General features: G+C 60.4%; 18 protein-coding genes. 10 read left to right on the forward strand and 8 right to left on the reverse strand.

The features are described from left to right. The 3 genes from FZX13_RS10095 to sppA form a co-directional block, all read right to left on the reverse strand. The gene (locus FZX13_RS10095; protein ID WP_226409471.1) at positions 1-576 is read right to left on the reverse strand and encodes a DUF2808 domain-containing protein; all 576 of its coding nucleotides are present in this window, start codon (positions 574-576) and stop codon (positions 1-3) included. 76 nt (positions 577-652) lie between these two features. Next, positions 653-1036, reverse strand: coding sequence for a chorismate mutase (aroH, locus tag FZX13_RS10100; RefSeq protein WP_115024111.1), 384 nt, complete (start codon positions 1034-1036; stop codon positions 653-655). Beyond that, the gene (gene sppA / locus FZX13_RS10105) at positions 1033-1845 is read right to left on the reverse strand and encodes a signal peptide peptidase SppA (protein WP_226409545.1); all 813 of its coding nucleotides are present in this window, start codon (positions 1843-1845) and stop codon (positions 1033-1035) included. Before sppA ends, aroH begins: the two co-directional genes overlap by 4 nt. Before the next feature lie 53 nt (positions 1846-1898). Between sppA and FZX13_RS10110 the strand changes: the two genes are divergently transcribed. The 3 genes from FZX13_RS10110 to FZX13_RS10120 are packed head-to-tail and all read left to right on the forward strand — an operon-like array spanning position 1899 to position 5750. After that, on the forward strand, positions 1899-2840 hold the full coding sequence (locus tag FZX13_RS10110; RefSeq protein ID WP_226398322.1) for a DMT family transporter: 942 nt from the start codon (positions 1899-1901) through the stop codon (positions 2838-2840). Beyond that, positions 2837-3946: a glycosyltransferase gene (locus FZX13_RS10115; protein WP_226409472.1), complete on the forward strand. Its 1110-nt coding sequence runs from the start codon at positions 2837-2839 to the stop codon at positions 3944-3946. Before FZX13_RS10110 ends, FZX13_RS10115 begins: the two co-directional genes overlap by 4 nt. Next, positions 3921-5750, forward strand: coding sequence for a glycosyltransferase family 39 protein (locus FZX13_RS10120; protein ID WP_226409473.1), 1830 nt, complete (start codon positions 3921-3923; stop codon positions 5748-5750). The genes FZX13_RS10115 and FZX13_RS10120 overlap by 26 nt, the downstream gene beginning before the upstream one ends. 11 nt (positions 5751-5761) lie before the next feature. Here the strand turns inward: FZX13_RS10120 and FZX13_RS10125 are convergent, their stop codons facing one another. Further along, positions 5762-6283, reverse strand: coding sequence for a DUF721 domain-containing protein (locus tag FZX13_RS10125; protein ID WP_226409474.1), 522 nt, complete (start codon positions 6281-6283; stop codon positions 5762-5764). Positions 6284-6347: 64 nt separating this feature from the next. On the opposite strand from FZX13_RS10125, the gene FZX13_RS10130 reads away from it, so the two are divergent. From FZX13_RS10130 to FZX13_RS10150, 5 genes are read left to right on the forward strand one after another with little or no spacing between them, the layout of a single operon-like run. After that, positions 6348-7121: a PspA/IM30 family protein gene (locus FZX13_RS10130; protein WP_115024103.1), complete on the forward strand. Its 774-nt coding sequence runs from the start codon at positions 6348-6350 to the stop codon at positions 7119-7121. A gap of 56 nt (positions 7122-7177) precedes the next feature. Continuing rightward, positions 7178-7504, forward strand: coding sequence for a thioredoxin (gene trxA, locus FZX13_RS10135; RefSeq protein WP_170952152.1), 327 nt, complete (start codon positions 7178-7180; stop codon positions 7502-7504). Next, positions 7491-8681 carry an aminotransferase class I/II-fold pyridoxal phosphate-dependent enzyme gene (locus tag FZX13_RS10140; RefSeq protein WP_226409475.1) on the forward strand — a complete coding sequence of 397 codons (1191 nt, stop codon included), beginning with the start codon at positions 7491-7493 and terminating at the stop codon, positions 8679-8681. The genes trxA and FZX13_RS10140 overlap by 14 nt, the downstream gene beginning before the upstream one ends. 7 nt (positions 8682-8688) lie before the next feature. Continuing rightward, positions 8689-9456, forward strand: a complete 768-nt coding sequence (locus tag FZX13_RS10145) for a biotin--[acetyl-CoA-carboxylase] ligase (protein WP_226398317.1) — start codon at positions 8689-8691, stop codon at positions 9454-9456. A gap of 34 nt (positions 9457-9490) precedes the next feature. Then, positions 9491-10381, forward strand: a complete 891-nt coding sequence (locus tag FZX13_RS10150; protein ID WP_370630809.1) for a M23 family metallopeptidase — start codon at positions 9491-9493, stop codon at positions 10379-10381. Between the two features lie 24 nt (positions 10382-10405). Here FZX13_RS10150 and FZX13_RS10155 read toward each other — a convergent pair whose 3' ends face one another. Beyond that, positions 10406-11134: a response regulator transcription factor gene (locus FZX13_RS10155; protein ID WP_226398316.1), complete on the reverse strand. Its 729-nt coding sequence runs from the start codon at positions 11132-11134 to the stop codon at positions 10406-10408. A gap of 85 nt (positions 11135-11219) precedes the next feature. On the opposite strand from FZX13_RS10155, the gene FZX13_RS10160 reads away from it, so the two are divergent. Both FZX13_RS10160 and FZX13_RS10165 read left to right on the forward strand, forming a co-directional pair. After that, the gene (locus tag FZX13_RS10160; protein WP_226398315.1) at positions 11220-11606 is read left to right on the forward strand and encodes a PAS domain-containing protein; all 387 of its coding nucleotides are present in this window, start codon (positions 11220-11222) and stop codon (positions 11604-11606) included. Positions 11607-11621: 15 nt separating this feature from the next. Then, positions 11622-12812: a PAS domain-containing sensor histidine kinase gene (locus FZX13_RS10165; RefSeq protein ID WP_226409476.1), complete on the forward strand. Its 1191-nt coding sequence runs from the start codon at positions 11622-11624 to the stop codon at positions 12810-12812. Here FZX13_RS10165 and FZX13_RS10170 read toward each other — a convergent pair. Genes FZX13_RS10170 through FZX13_RS10180 form a run of 3 tightly spaced genes read right to left on the reverse strand, consistent with a single transcriptional unit; the run spans position 12754 to position 15422 of the window. Continuing rightward, the gene (locus FZX13_RS10170) at positions 12754-13140 is read right to left on the reverse strand and encodes a response regulator (RefSeq protein ID WP_226409477.1); all 387 of its coding nucleotides are present in this window, start codon (positions 13138-13140) and stop codon (positions 12754-12756) included. The two genes, FZX13_RS10165 and FZX13_RS10170, sit on opposite strands and share 59 nt — an antisense overlap. A 31-nt stretch (positions 13141-13171) precedes the next feature. Next, positions 13172-13858 carry an ABC transporter ATP-binding protein gene (locus FZX13_RS10175; RefSeq protein ID WP_226409478.1) on the reverse strand — a complete coding sequence of 229 codons (687 nt, stop codon included), beginning with the start codon at positions 13856-13858 and terminating at the stop codon, positions 13172-13174. Continuing rightward, entirely contained in the window at positions 13851-15422 is a 1572-nt protein-coding gene (locus tag FZX13_RS10180; RefSeq protein ID WP_226409547.1) for an NAD(P)H-quinone oxidoreductase subunit N, read from the reverse strand. The genes FZX13_RS10175 and FZX13_RS10180 overlap by 8 nt, the downstream gene beginning before the upstream one ends. Positions 15423-15482 lie beyond the last annotated feature (60 nt).

Below are 15482 nucleotides of genomic sequence, written 5' to 3' on the forward strand. Positions count from 1 at the left end.
TCAGTCCACATCAATCAGCCAGCTGCCGCGGTAGCCGGACATCGGCACATCTCCGGGAGCCTGCACCAGGGCGTTGAACTGATACATGCGCTTCCCCTGGGGATTGAACAACTTGATGGAAAGCGAGTAGTCGCCGTCTGAAGGCAGCGGTGTGTCGGGGAAGACTTCAATCGCTGTCTGGTCTTCGTTGACCTGGATGACGGCTGGGATCTCTTCGAGGCACTTGCTCCGGCTCATCATGCCGCCAACGGTGGTACGGCACAGGCGCATGCGGTGGGGTTTCAGCTTGGAGTCGAAGTAGTCCGGCACGGTGACGGTGAGTTTGAGGATCGCTGTCTTGCGGTCCTTTTCACGCAAGGTCAGAAACCATTCAGAGCGGTCGCTCTCGATGTTGGAGGTCTGGTAGTAGTACAGCTTGCGGTAGTCGCGGTCCGTGTCCCAGCGGAATTCCATCAGTCCCGGAGTGCCCTGGGCGCGGGCGGTCTGCTCTGAAATGCCGGCCAGTGTTGATCCAATCAGCAGGGCCGCTGCAGTGCCGGCTCCAGCGAGCAAACGTCTTGTAGTGGAACGGGCCATAGGAAACGTCTCGTTAAATGGGATTCTCCTGAGTCCAATCGCTGGGCGGTGAATTCAGGGGCCGGAGGGTGATCTGTCAGTTGTGACCAGATCTATCTGGTCGTAGCCGCTGTGCGTCGCCTTGATAGGGGTGCATGGGCGTCTGGTCCTGAGGGATCCAGGCGTGGGCCAGAACACGGATGCAGCGAGGGAGATCTCCTTGGACGGCCATTTGTTGGCAGTCGAGCAAGGCCACCGTGTCCCAGCCGGGGCGTCGCCGGGCGATGGCGGCTGGGAAGCAGGCGTCCAGGTCGGCCGTAACCGAGAAGGTCACTGACACCAACTGGTCTGGGGTTAGCCCATTGCGATCCACCAGGGCGTCCATCAACGCGCTCACAGCCGCTTTGATGGCATCCGTGCTGTTCTCCGTGCAGGTGGTGGCCCCACGCAGGCCTCTCAGAACGAGGGGAGAGCTGGTCATGGGCGGTAAAGCCAGAGCACCTGACCGCTTCCCATCAACTCGAGCGACAGGCGCTGCTGAAGTTGATGCAAGAGCTGGGATCCCGGCAGCAGACCGCTGAGTTTTCGGCGTTGTTTGCCCAGGGTGACGGGACGGATGTCGTCCTCGTCGAGCTCTGCCAGCTGCGCCGCGAGGCGCCGGGCATGGTCTTCGTCCCCGAGTTCATCAACCAATCCCAGGGCCTGCGCCTGTTCACCGCTGAACACCCGTCCATCGGCGAAACGCTTCACCGTCTCCACCTCAAGGTTTCGCCCCTTCGCCACAACGCCCACAAATTGGCCATAACTGCTGTCGATGAGTTCCTGAAGCAGAGCGCGTTCCGCATCGCTGAGCGGGCGATCAGGGGAAAGGATGTCCTTGAACGGACCACTCTTCACTGTGTCGAAGCGAATTCCAATCCGTTCGAACACCTTGGAGAGGTCGTTTCCCCGCAAGATCACACCGATTGAACCGGTGATCGTGCCTGGATTGGCAACGATCTTCTCCGCTGCGACGCCGATGTAGACACCACCGGAGGCAGAGATGTTGCCAAAGCTGGCCACCACGCGACAGCCCTGTTCTCTGAGCCGCAGGAGGGCCGCATGAATTTCCTGGCTGTCTCCAACCGTGCCGCCTGGGCTGTCAATTCGCAGCAACAAGGCTGGAAATTCCCTCTGCTTCACCTCCCGCAGAGCTTTCAACACCCGCTGCCGGGTGGCACCCGTAATGGGGCCGTCAACAACGATGCGAGCCATTCGTCGTCGGGATTTGCGCCGCCAGGGCCAGAACATGTTGCGCATCTGCATCACTCCAGATCTTAAAAAGAGCACCCAAGCGCCCATTCATGCCGTCACTGCGACTCTGGTTTCTGATGGTGCTGCCCTTCGCGCTCTGGGGAACCGCCATGACTGCCATGGCTCCTTTGCTCGATAGCGCTGGCCCATGGCTTGTCGCTGGCTTGCGACTGGTCCCAGCAGGTTTGGCCCTTCTGCTCTGGGGGCAGTGCACCGGTCGTGGCCTGACGATCGATTCGCGCGACCTGGTTTGGTTCGTCCTGTTCACCTTGGTGGATGCCACCTTGTTTCAAGGGCTTTTGGCGCGGGGGTTGGAGGGGACTGGTGCGGGTCTCGGTTCTGTCTTGATTGATTGCCAGCCTCTGCTGGTGGCCTTGATGGCTCGCGTTCTGTTCACGGAGTCGATCAATCCCATCGGCTGGATGGGGCTGGCCATTGGTCTGGCAGGCATCGTCTGCATCGGTTTGCCCGCTGAGCTGCTGGGTCACTGGTGGCTGCTGGCTGACCCGCCATTGGTGCAGCAGCTGTTTCAGCCCGGTGAGGGCTGGATGTTGCTGGCGGCCGTCGCCATGGCCGCTGGAACGGTGTTGATTCGCTTTGCCTCACGCCACAGCGATCCGGTCACCGTGACGGCATGGCACATGTTGCTGGGGGGACTTCCTCTGCTTTTGGTCCATGCCCTGCAGCGAACTGATGCTGGTCTGGCCTGGACGGCAACAGACTGGACGCGTATGGGCTACGCGAGCCTTCTCGGAAGCGCTTTGGCCTATGGGCTGTTCTTCTGGTTCGCCAATCAACGCGATCTCACCAGTTTCAGCAGCCTGGGATTCCTGACACCGGTTTTCGCGCTGGCTACCGGAGGTTGGTTGCTGGGCGAGCGCCTTGATCTGCTCCAGTGGATTGGTGTTGTGATGGTGCTGGTGTCGGTGATCTTCGTGAGTCAAAGGCGAAGAATCTGGGAGCCGCTGTCGATCACGGACGCCTCTTCATGACGGCTGCTCCGCTCCATCTCGTCGTTGTCAACACGCCTATCGGGGCCCTCGGCAGTGGCGAGGGAGGTGGTGTGGAGCTCACCCTGCGATCGCTGGTTCAGGGGCTAGTACGGCGTGGTCACAGGCTTACCGTTGTGGCCGCCAAAGGCTCAACTCTTCCCGACGACTGCAGCGGTGTTGAGTTGCTGGAGGTGGAGGGTGTGAATCAGCCGAGCTGGCAGCACGTCGCAGAGCTTGCACCGGTCGAGATTCCCCGCAACGGTCTTTTGCCTGCTCTTTGGGAGACCGCCCTCGATGCAGGTCAATCAGCCGATGCCGTGATCAACGGTGGCTACGACTGGCTGCCGATCTGGCTGACGCAACGGGTCAGCGCCAAGCTCTTTCATCTCATCAGCATGGGGGATGTGGCTGCGGTGATGCGCGATGTGATCGAAGCCGTCGCCGCCTGGGACCCCCACCGCCTCGCTTTCCATACGCAACGCCAGGCCGCTGATTTTCAGCTGCCAGCTCCCGCCAATGTGGTGGGCAACGGATTTGACTTGGCCAACTACACCTTTCAGACGCAGACGAATGGCCCCCTGGGCTGGGCGGGGCGCATCGCTCCGGAAAAGGGGCTGGAGGATGCGGCTGCTGCGGCCGCTGCCCTGGGAGAACAGCTTCTTGTTTGGGGGTTGCGAGAGGATGAGGTCTACGCCCGGCAGGTGCAAGCGAGTGTTCCTGAAGGCACGATCGATTGGCGCGGTTTTCGATCGACCACAGAGCTTCAGCAGGAGTTGGGGCGCTGCCGCGCTCTGGTCAACACACCGAAATGGAATGAGGCCTACGGCAATGTTGTGGTGGAGGCCCTGGCCTGTGGTGTTCCGGTTGTCGCCTATGACCGCGGCGGACCGGGGGAACTGATCTGTTCAGGCCGCACGGGCTGGCTGGTGCCTCCTGACGATGTTGACGCTCTTACGGAGGCCTTGCGACATGTCGGCAGAATTGAGCGCTCCGCCTGCCGCAGCTGGGCTGAGGCCCATGCCTCCTGCGAGGTCTTTAGCCAGCGTGTTGAAGCCTGGATTCGAACAGGACTGATGGCGGATGTCAGCATCACCCCCAGGCGCTGAGAGTTTCTTGTCGGTCAATGTTTCAGGACGACAGCGACACCAGGTTCTGGCGCTTGTTCTGGCCCTGGGACTCGTGATCACGCTCTGGGGGCTGGGATCCACCGGCGTCGTGGATGAAACACCGCCATTGTTCGCCGCAGCGGGGCGGGCCATGGCCGACACCGGCGACTGGCTGACGCCTCGGGTCAACGGCTTGCCTCGTTTCGATAAACCGCCCCTGGTGTACTGGCTGATGGGGTTCGGTTACGCCCTCCCCGGACGTGAAGTTTGGGATCCTCTCGGAAGTTGGGCGGCACGACTTCCTTCCGCCTTGGCCTCGGTCGGGCTGATGCTTGGCATCGCCGATACCTTGCTGCGCTGGCCGTTCCCCGGTGATGCGCGTCCCCGCTGTACAGCTCTGATTGCATCGCTGGCATTTGCCTTCTCGCCCCTGGTGCTCGTCTGGAGCCGCACCGCGGTGAGTGATGCCCTGCTGTGTGGCCTGCTGGGTCTCAGCCTGTTGCTGCAGTGGCGTCGTTTTGCCGCCCCTCAAGAGGTGGCGTGGTGGCCGGCTTGGGTGATCCTCGGTTTCGCGGTTCTGGCCAAGGGGCCGGTCGCTGTTGTGCTTTCAGGACTCGCTCTGCTGATGTTCGCAGCGTTGCGACGGGATCTCGTTCAACCCTGGCAGAGGCTGCGACCGTTGCCTGGGTTGCTGCTGACGGCCCTGATCAGTCTTCCCTGGTACGTCCTAGAGCTGCTGGTGGAAGGACAGCCTTTCTGGGACAGCTTTTTCGGCTACCACAATCTTCAACGGTTCACGTCCGTGGTGAATGATCACCTCCAGCCTTGGTGGTTTTTCGGCCCGGTAATGCTCGTGGCTGCGCTGCCCTTCACGCCATACCTGTTGTTGGGGCTGGCGCGGGTGCCTCGATCGCGGATTGCACCGGAGGATTCATTGCAGCAATTCGCTGCCTGTTGGCTGTTGGCGGTTCTGCTGCTGTTCACCACAGCAGCCACAAAATTGCCGAGTTATTGGTTGCCCGCCACCCCTGCGGCGGCCCTCTTGGTGGCCCAGGCCACGCTGGGCTCATCGCGTTGGCAACGGCTGGCCTGGGGCACCAGCCTGGCTCTGATCGCCGTCCTGGCTGGTGGCTTTTGGCTGGGATCGCTCTGGGTTCCGCTGATCGACGATCCAGAGATGCCGACGTTGTCGGTGGATCTGTTGGCCAGTGGTCTTTTGGGACATGCCGCCATCTGGTTCAGTGCAGCAGCAACTCTTGGAGCGTTGCTTCTGCTGCAGCGACGCTCCGCTGGTCAGGCGTTGCTGGCCATGCAGGCCTGCATGCTGGGCTTTCACCTCATGGCTCTGGTGCCGATTGCCGAACTTGCAGACCGTCTGCGTCAGCGTCCGGTCCGCGACGCTGCAGCATTAATGCTGTCGCAACAGCGCAGCGGAGAACCAATGGCCATGGTTGGCGCCATGAAGCCTTCGCTGCACTTCTACACAAGACAGGTGATCTTGTATGAGGGGCAATCCGATGGCGCCCTGGTCAACATTGCGGATCGCCTGGCCCATGAACAGCGGCGGGGATGGCGGGGATACCCCCTCGGCAGCCCGGGTGCATCCAGCACCGTGCTGGTGCTGATCGATCGCGGGACGGCACAACGTGATCACTGGAGCGACCTGCAACCTGAGCGGCTGGGACGCATTGGGATTTACGACGTGTGGCGTCTGGACCGCAGTCGCCTTGAGCAACGGGCACAAACCCTGAAGGCCGACGGCGTCGATGCCGACTGGCGGGAGCCGCGTCCTGAGCGTTTCTGAGCTGTAGAGCTCTATGACTCAGACAACGTCTGACGGTGGCAGAACCCGCAGTGCCCCCAGAGCTTCATTTCGCCGTTGGGTGCCGGTCTACCGCAGTCGGGGCAGGCCCCCATGCCATGGACATCGGTTCGGCTCGGATGCTGGGCCCAAATGCTGGCTTCACTCTCCAAGACAGTGGCTTGAAGCGAATGGTGTTGCTGGATGCGCAGATCACGCACCGCATGGCCGGCTTGATGCAGGGCGCTGATCAGTTGGGGGCGGTTGTAGAGGAGAGCCTGGCGCCATTGGGGATGGCTGGCTCCCACAGTCAGCACTCCACGTTGCAGCGATAAGGGGCGGCAGTGAGGAGCCAGTTGGGCGCCTGCCACCCGGGGCCAGTCCTGCCACAACGCGGCCAGATGATCGTCTTTGCGCCACTCCCTCTGAAGCGCGCCCAGACAGGTTTTCAAAGGTTCTGCAGGCGGCGGGGGCGCTGATTGGAGCAGTTCCAGGCCCGGGAGACGCCGCCGTTGGGAATCAGGTGCAACCGCCATCAGTTAATCCTAGGCAGAACCGTTGCGAGAACCTCGCTAATCTCAGCGCGTCTGAGGCCAAGTAATGGGTTTCTTTGATCGGCTGAGCAGGCTGGTTCGCGCCAATGCCAACGCTGCTGTCAGCGGTATGGAGGACCCGGCCAAGATCCTCGACCAGTCCGTCTCCGACATGCAGGCGGATCTGGTCAAGTTGCGTCAGGCCGTTGCTCTCGCGATTGCAAGTCAAAAGCGTTTGACCAACCAGGCTGAACAGGCCGCTGCCCAATCGAAGACCTGGTACGAGCGTGCTGAGCTGGCTCTTAAAAAGGGTGAGGAATCCCTCGCTCGTGAAGCACTCACCCGTCGTAAGACCTTCCAGGAGACGGCGACGTCACTGACATCCCAGGTGCAGGCCCAAGACGGGCAGGTGGAATCCCTCAAGAAAAGTCTGGTCGCCCTCGAAGGAAAAATCGCCGAGGCCAAGACCAAAAAAGACATGCTCAAGGCCCGAGCGCAGGCCGCCAAGGCTCAGCAGCAGCTGCAGAGCGCCGTCGGCAACATCGGCACCGATTCAGCTATGGCTGCCTTCGAGCGGATGGAGGAAAAGGTGGAGGCCATGGAGGCCACCGGTCAGGCCGCGGCTGAGCTGGCTGGATCTGATCTTGAGAGCCAGTTCGCAGCCCTGGAAAGCGGTGGTGGCGTTGATGAGGATCTCGAAGCGTTGCGCGCTCAGCTGAAGGGAGGCCCTGAAGCGGTCGCTCTGCCGGCGGCCGATGCGGCCGAGGCTGTGAAGCCAGTTCAGGTGGAGGAAGTGGATGCCGAGCTCGAAGATTTGAAGCGATCCATCGACAAGCTCTGACCATCCGGGGAAAGTCATCCGGTTTTCCATAGGATCGGTTCAGTCATTTGAGTGCCTTGGCTGGAGCTGTTGCCGATTTCACCGACGCTGGTTTTGAAAGTGAAGTGCTGAAGGCTTCCGGCACTGTCCTTGTGGACTATTGGGCTGCCTGGTGTGGTCCCTGTCGACTGATCGCCCCTCTTATGGATTGGGTCGCTGATGCCTATGGCGATCGCCTGAGCGTTGGCAAGATCGAAGTTGATGCCAATCCGAAGACCCGTGACGCCTATCAGGTGCAAGGGATTCCCACGCTGATCCTCTACCGCGACGGTGAGGTGGTGGCGCGGCATGAAGGTGCCATTGCCAAAGCGCAGCTGCAGTCCTTCCTGGATGCCAACCTCTAAGCGGCTCGCGTCGCTGGGCAGCGCCGTTTTCGCCCGCGTTGATGCTGCCAAGCATGCTTACCGGGTCCAGGCGTCGTCATCTGCGCGTCCAGATCTGGTGGATCTCTCCATCGGATCGTCCGATCTACGGCCACCCACGGCCCTGCTGGAAACGATGGCCTCAGCGGTCATGGACCCCAGCAGCGGTTCCTATTGCCTTCAGACCGGTCTGAGGCCTCTGCATGCCGCCGTCTCGGACTGGTGTCGCCATCGCTTCGATGTTGCTGTGGATCCCGAGCAGGAGGTTCAGTTCCTGGTGGGATCCCAGGAAGGAACCGCCCATCTACCGCTGGCGGTGCTCGATGCAGGTGACGCTGCCCTGCATCTGGACCCCTGTTATCCGTCCCACACCGGTGGGCTGCATCTTGCGGCAGCAAGAACCAAGGCCTTGCCGCTTTCCCCGGAACAGGACTGGCGACCGGATCTGACGGGACTTACCTCCTCGCTCTGGGATCAGCTCAAGTTGTTCGTGCTGGGCTATCCCCACAACCCTTCAGCCAGGGTCGGGGATCAGGAAGACCTCAACCAAATCATGGCCACCGGTGCCCGGCACGATGTGGTGATTGCTCACGACAATCCCTATGTCGATCTTGCCCTGGATGGGCAGCCTCCCTGCCTGTTGCAGGCTCCGAACTGGAGGACGTCCGGCATTGAATTTTTCTCCCTGTCAAAGGGCTGGTGCCTAGGAGGGTTCAGGCTGGGTTTTGCGGTTGGTGCAGCGCCAGTGATTGCCGCATTGCGTCGCACCAAGGCTGTCATCGATTTCAATCAGAGCCTGGCTCTGCAGCAGGGTGCGATCCAGGCGTTGCAAGCCTTCCCTGATTGGCCGCAGCAGTTGCATCCGATCTATCGCGAGCGCAGGGATCGTGTGGTGGAGACCCTCACGGCACGTGGATGGTCGGTTCCCTGTCCAGAGATGGCGATGTACCTCTGGTTCCCCTTGCCTGCTGCGGCCCGTCGTCAGGGCTGGAGTGATGAGGATGCCGCCAGGGAACTGCTCCAGCGCAGCGGTGTCGCGCTGACCCCAGGGTCGGGTTTCGGTGCCGGCGGCCGCCAGTGGCTGCGTATGGCGCTGGTACGGCCCGTCAACGAACTGGTGGAGGCCGCATCGCGTCTTGCGGATGCAATGGATGGCTGATCGATGGATGACCAAGCATCGACGCCCTCAACGGGGTGGTGGTCGTTTGATGGCGATCTACCGCCGTATCGCAGGTGCATCAGCGCGCCCATGGACCATTCGTCGGGTGCCTGTGTGCAGCAGTACAGAGGACTTGCTGGCGGTTTGGTTGCGGGATCAGCCCTCGTTGACGGGGCCGCGCGCTGTGATCGCCACCCACCAGCGCAGGGGAGTTGGCCAGTTGGGTCGAACCTGGCTTTCCCCTGAAGGTGGTGTCTGGATCAGTGCCGCTTTGCCCTGGAGGAGTCATGCATCTGGTCAAGCCGGTCTCCTTGGCTTGGCGCTGGCACTGTCAGTGACGCAACGGCTTGAGCGGCGGGGCCTTTCGATTCAGATCAAATGGCCCAATGACCTGTTGGTTCAGGGCCGCAAATTGGCCGGTCTTCTCCCGGGGGTGGTGCAGCGTGGTTCCCAGCTGCGTTTGCTGCGCATCGGACTGGGCCTGAATGTGCGGAATCCTGTTCCTGGCGAGGGCATTGCCCTGCGGAGGCTTGAAGGGCAGCAGGCTGCGGATCCGATCCGTTGGACAGCGGAGGTCCTGCTTGCCTTGGATCACTGCCACGGCCTTGGAGGCGATGGTGCCTGGTGCATCGATGGAGTTCAGGCCCGTCTCTGGTCGGATCAGCTCCTTCATCCTCAGGATGGTCAGATCTGGCAAATCACTGGTCTTGAAAACGATGGTGCTCTTCGGTTGCGTCAGGGTTCAAGGACCGAAAGCTGGCGACGCTGGCCCTGAGTTGCGCCGCCGTCCATAGGATTTGTCCTAGACGATGTCTCATCCAGTGCTGAGCTGGTTAGCGGCGATCTGGATGCTGATCCCACCAGCGGCTGCTCAGGGTTTTGACCAGTCTCTTGATGCTCTGGAGCGCCAACGGGTGATCACTCCCCAGGAGCGCAAGATGCTCCAGCGTGGTGGTGCTCCAGCGGTTCCCATGGGCCGCAGTCGTTTCGAAGACGCCTGTCGCAGTGGGGCTCTGTCGCGTCGTGAGTGTGCCTCCGGTGTGGCTAGGCGTTCGCCTGGGGCACCGTCCTCTGCCCGTGTTCGCTTGATCCCCTCCAAGCAGCCGCTGCGTATTCCCGTGTCAGCGCTTCTCGCCCGCGATGGCGGCAGATTCCGGTTGGAATCCGTCTTTGCGGTCACGCCGCGTCCTCTGCCAAGCCCTGGAAACGGCGATAGCCGACTGCTCTTCCCTGTTGCTGGAGACGCCTTCAAGAGCAGTGGGTTTGGCTGGCGTCTGCATCCGATCCTGGGGAGTTGGCTGATGCATGCCGGTCGGGATTTCGCGGCACCTGAGGGGACTCCAGTCGTGGCGGCTCTCTCCGGCCAGGTTTTAACCAGTGGTCTTGCGGGGGGCTATGGCGTCGCCATCGAACTGGAACATGCCGAACCATTGCGTCGCACGCTCTATGGCCACCTCTCGGAGATCTACGTACGCCCCGGTCAGCAGGTGTGCCAGGGAGAGGTGATTGGACGCGTTGGCAGCACAGGCCTAAGCACGGGTCCGCATCTGCATTTCGAGTTGCGCACACCATCGCGGGCTGGTTGGCAGGCCGTTGATCCAGGGGATTTGGATTTGTCCTCTGTGATGAGTCTCGAAAATGATCCTGTCTCGGTGCTGCTTGGCCAGGTGTTGCGAAGCCTTGAACGGCAGCAGCCCTAAGGGCACCTGAGCGAAACAAAGTTCTCAGCTCGATTGTTCCCTGAGGATGAATCCAACGCCGCGGACGGTATGGATCAGGGCTGGAGCATCGTCCAGTTCGACTTTTTGACGCAGATAGCGGATGTAGACATCAAGGAGGTTGTCGTCTCCATAAAAGTTTTCTCCCCAGACCCCATGCATGATCTCCTGACGTTCCAGCACCCTGCCGGCACCTCGCATCAGGAAATTGAGCAGGTCGTATTCCTTCACGGACAGTTTGATGGCTCGATCTCCACGTTTCACATCCCGGGTCCGGGTGTTCATGGAGAGGTCGGCGACCTGGAGAACTTCGTTGACGTCGGATCCATTGGCAGGCCCTGAGAACGTTTCAGCGCGGCGGTGCATGGCACGCAGCCGTGCCATCAATTCGTCGATGGAAAAGGGTTTGACCAGGTAATCATCAACCCCGGCATCCAGAGCTTTGACCCGATCGGTGATTTCGTCGTGCCCCGTGAGCATCAGGATTGGGATGGTGATTCCCCCGGCTCGGATGCGCTGACAGATGTCGATGCCGCTGAAGTCCGGCAAGTTCCAATCAAGGATGATCAGGTCGGGAGCAGGTTCGGAGCGGCTGCGGATCAGGCCGCTCGCTCCATCAGAAGCGACATCAACGTCGTATCCCTCAACATCAAGCTCTAGACGAAGCAGATCGGTCAGTTTGTGTTCGTCGTCAACAAGAAGGACACGGAGACGGGGCTGGGATTCCAGTGACATCCGGCCTCAAAACCTCACTCCACTCTAGGCACAGAAAGTAATTTCAAGGATTTTGTCCCTACATTGAAATTGGCTGCTTTTCGCTATGTCGTCACCAGGAGCCTGGACAGAGGATCGAATCCGAGCACTCCGAGAGCAGGAAGACCTCCCGTTTGTTCGTGCTGATGCTTCGGGAATCGTGCAGGAAATCAACGAACCTTTTAAGGCCGTTTACGGCTGGACCGAAGCAGCTCTACTCGGTCAATCCCTCGGTCTGATCCTGCCTCCAAGCTTTCGCGATTCCCATCACGCCGGGTTTGCTCGTTTCAAACTGACGGAGGTGTCGAAGGTGCTGAATCACCCGTTGAAACTGGCAACGTTTTGCTCGGATGGCCATGCCATTGAGAGTGAGCATTTCATCGTTGCTGAGAAACACGATGACGGCAGCTGGTCGTTTGCAGCAACGCTGCGACCCTTGATGGAATCGAGCTGAGATGAGCCGTCTGGCATGAACAGCTCAGCCTCCTCTTCGTCATCCTCGAGTGACAGCGAACTGATCGCGCAACTGCGGCAGTCCCTTGGAATGCTGCAGGTCGCTTTCGATGCGGCCAGCGAAGCCATGGTGATTGTCGATGTGGATCGCAGGATCCACTGGGCCAATCAAGCCTCTGCTGAACTGTTCGTGGGAGGGGTTCCGATTCAGATGGTGAATCAAACCCTGGCTGATGTTCTGAAGCTCAGGCCCTTGGATGCTCACGCCAAAACAGCTCTTCAGCTGTTGGATCCTCAGATGCCTTTGCCGCGAACCTCTGGAGAGAGTCGTTGTCATGTGCTGTCTCGGGATGGAGATGGATCACAGGTGCAGTTGTTGCGTTGGCGGCCGGTCGAGTTGATTCAGTCGTCGTTCCTGTTGCTGTCGTTGCGCGACCTCAGCCCTGAGGAACGGGCTCTGGTTCAGCAGCAGCGCTTCATGACTGATCTGACCCATGAGCTGCGCACGCCCCTGGCGATCGTGAGCGGAAATCTGCAACGGATGGCTCGGTTGAAGAACCTTCCCAACGCAGTGAGCTCCCGCCTCACGATGGCCCGAGAGGAAATGGCCCGGATTCAGAAGTTGCTCGGTCATCTCTCGCTGCTCACGCGCCTTGAGGTGGATCCGGATCTGGTCTGCTGTGGCGACCACCCCTTGGGGCCTCTGCTCCAGCGCTGGTATGACGCCTCCCTGGAGTTGGCTCCGAATCTCACGCTGCAGGGTTTGGAATGCGGGGATGACGTGGTGGTCCAAACCGATCCAAGGGCCTTGATGCTGGCGTTGGATCAGTTGCTCGACAATGCTCGCCAGCACGGCGATCGATCCATGCCGATTGAGCTCAACCTTGCTGGGGGCGATGGGCTGGACCACTGCATCCTGGAGTTCACCAGTCAGAGCCTTGATGCCCCTGTGGCTTCCAAGGATCTGGAACGGTGGTCGTCACCTTTTTTCCGGGGCAAGCCTGACCGGGATGGCGACAAGGTGGAGGGCCCTGGTTTGGGGCTCGCCTTGGCGCGCGAACTGGTCAGTGGGTGTGGAGGAATGCTGACCCTCCACCAGCAGCCCACATCGCAAGGAACATCCACGATCGTGCGGTTGCTTCTCAGGCTCAGGGCATCGAAGGCATCCGGAGCAGTTGCGGCAGCTGTTCGAACAGATCCGGCTTAAGCACGTAGGCCTCTGCTCCGTTGGAGAGAGCCTCGCGTCGCTTGTCGTCATCATTGAGAGCCGTCACGATCACCACCCTCTGGGCTGGTCCTGAGGCTGCCTTCAGCTGCAGCTGTTTCAGACAGGTCAAGCCGTCCATGCCCGGCAGCATGAGGTCCAACAGCACCAGATCAAAGTTGTCGGAGCCTGCTGCGTTGAGGAAATCTTCTGCGGAACCGAAGCTGGTGCAGTCGTGCCCCTCATCGGTGATTTCAGCGCAGATCAGCTGCTGAATGCGTGGGTCATCTTCAACGAGTGCAACACGAAGAGCCTTAGGGGTCTCCTCCATTACCACTGCAGCATTGCACTCATTGTGGTCATCACCTGAGCACCCGACCATCCTGGAATTGCGCAATCCGCTGCGCTCGGGCCGCAACGTCGTCTTCATGGGTGACCATCACCAGGGTGATGCCCTGCTGGTGAAGTTCATCAAACAGTTCCAGCACCTCGGCGGTGGTGCTGGAATCAAGGGCGCCAGTGGGTTCGTCCGCCAGCAGAAGGCTGGGGCGATTGATAATGGCTCTGGCGATGGCCACCCGTTGTTGCTGCCCTCCGGACAGCTGGTTGGGCTTGTTCTCAAGACGCTGCGCCAGGCCAACGCGGCTCAAGGCCGCTTGGGCGCGCTCAATGCGTTCGTCCTTCGGAACTCCCGCGTAGATCATCGGCAGCATCACATTCTCCATGGCGCTGGCATGACCGAGGAGATGGAACTGCTGAAAGACAAATCCAAGCGAGTTGTTACGGACGTCCGCGAGGGCATCGTCGTCCAACTGCTCAACGGCCACTCCATTCAGCCGGTAAGTCCCACAAGTGGGCCGGTCGAGACAGCCAAGAATATTCATCGCCGTGCTTTTTCCGGATCCACTGGCTCCCATCACCGCGAGGTAATCCCCCTCACGGACGGTGAGATTCAGTTGATCAAGTGCTTTGACCTCGAGATCACCGGATCCATAGATCTTGCTGATTTCATTGAGTTCAGCGACTGCCGCTTTTGATCCCTTAGCCAAGGCCTTTCAAGCTGGACAGAGCGATGGCTTGCTGCAGCAGTGGTGTGCCTGAAACTGCTGTGTTGGCCCACTGGAAGAGGGGGTTGGAGAGGATCCCGCCAACAGCGGTGATCGCTACACACCCAATCAGAGCAACACGCAGAGGCTGCATGCCCATCAAGGACCAGTTGACCTCTGGGTAGGCCTTGACGACATCGGAAGCTTCTTGGGGCTCCTTCACCACCATCATCTTGATGACGGAGATGTAGTAGTAAATCGAGACCACAGAAGTGACCAGGCCGACCACCACCAACAGGTATTGGTGGTTCGCCCAACCGGCAAAGAACAGATAGATCTTTCCGAAGAAACCAAGCATCGGTGGGATTCCACCCAGGGAGAGCAAACAGAGGCTCAGGCCAAGAGTGATGAGGGGATCTTTTTGGTAGAGGCCTGCGTAATCCGAAATCCGATCACTGCCCGTACGGATGGAGAAGAGAATGATGCAGGCAAAGGCCCCGAGGTTCATAAACAGGTACGCAGCCATATACAGAACCATCGCGGCGAAACCGTCTTCGGTGCCGCAGACCATGCCGATCATCACGAAGCCGGCCTGGCCGATGGAGCTGTAGGCCAGCATTCGCTTCATTGAGGTCTGTGCCAGAGCCACCACGTTTCCGAGGGTCATGCTCAGAACGGCCAGCACTGTGAACAACAGCTTCCACTGGCCATCGAAGGCACCAAAACAGCCAACGAGGATGCGGAGAGCCAAAGCAAAACCCGCAGCTTTGGAGCCCACGGACAGGAAAGCCACCACAGGGGTTGGAGAGCCCTCGTAGACGTCTGGAGTCCACTGGTGGAAGGGAACAGCAGCGATCTTGAAGGCAACTGTGGCCAGTACAAACACCAATGCCAAGGCGGCGAGAGGAGTGGTACTGGTCTGCAGGGCGAGTCCGATGGTGTCGAGGCTTGTGCTGCCGCTTAGGCCGTACAGCAACGAGGAGCCATAGAGAAAAACAGCCGCAGCTGCCGAACCCACCAGTAAATATTTGAGCGCTGCTTCGGAGCTGCGGGCATCCCGCTTCATGTAGCCCGACAGCAGGTAGCTGGCCACGGAGAGCGTCTCCAGTGAAATGAACACACTCACCAGATCTGTGGCGCCGCAAAGCAGCATCGCGCCGAGTGTGGCGGCGAGAAGGATGGCTGCGTATTCGCCAACAGGCGTACCGCTCTTCTCGGCATAGCGCCAGCTGATCAGCAGCGACAGCAGGGTGGAGAGGGCGATGACAGCCCTGAAGGCCACCGCAAGGTTGTCGGCGAGAAAGGCCCCGAGGAACGAGGGCTCGAGGGGCGCATTCCACTGCAAGGCCAGCAGGACAAGGGCGCTGCCCAGGCCGAGGTAGCAAATCGGGGGTACCCAACGTGTGGCGACCTTTTCACCGGCCAGGTCCACCAAGAGGGTGGCAATCATCGCCAGCAGCACTGCACCTTCAGGCAGTACAGCGGAGGCATTGAGAGAGAGATTCAGCAGCTCACCAGGGGCGGCCATGGCCTGGGTGGCGAGAAGGAATGCACCCATGTCGGGCATGGCAGCCTGGAACCGTTGCGCTGCGGCGACTGTAGCGGCGCTTGACGCGCAGACGGACAT

The organism is Synechococcus sp. MU1625, assembly GCF_020514205.1.
In the GTDB taxonomy this organism is placed as follows: Bacteria; Cyanobacteriota; Cyanobacteriia; order PCC-6307; family Cyanobiaceae; genus Parasynechococcus.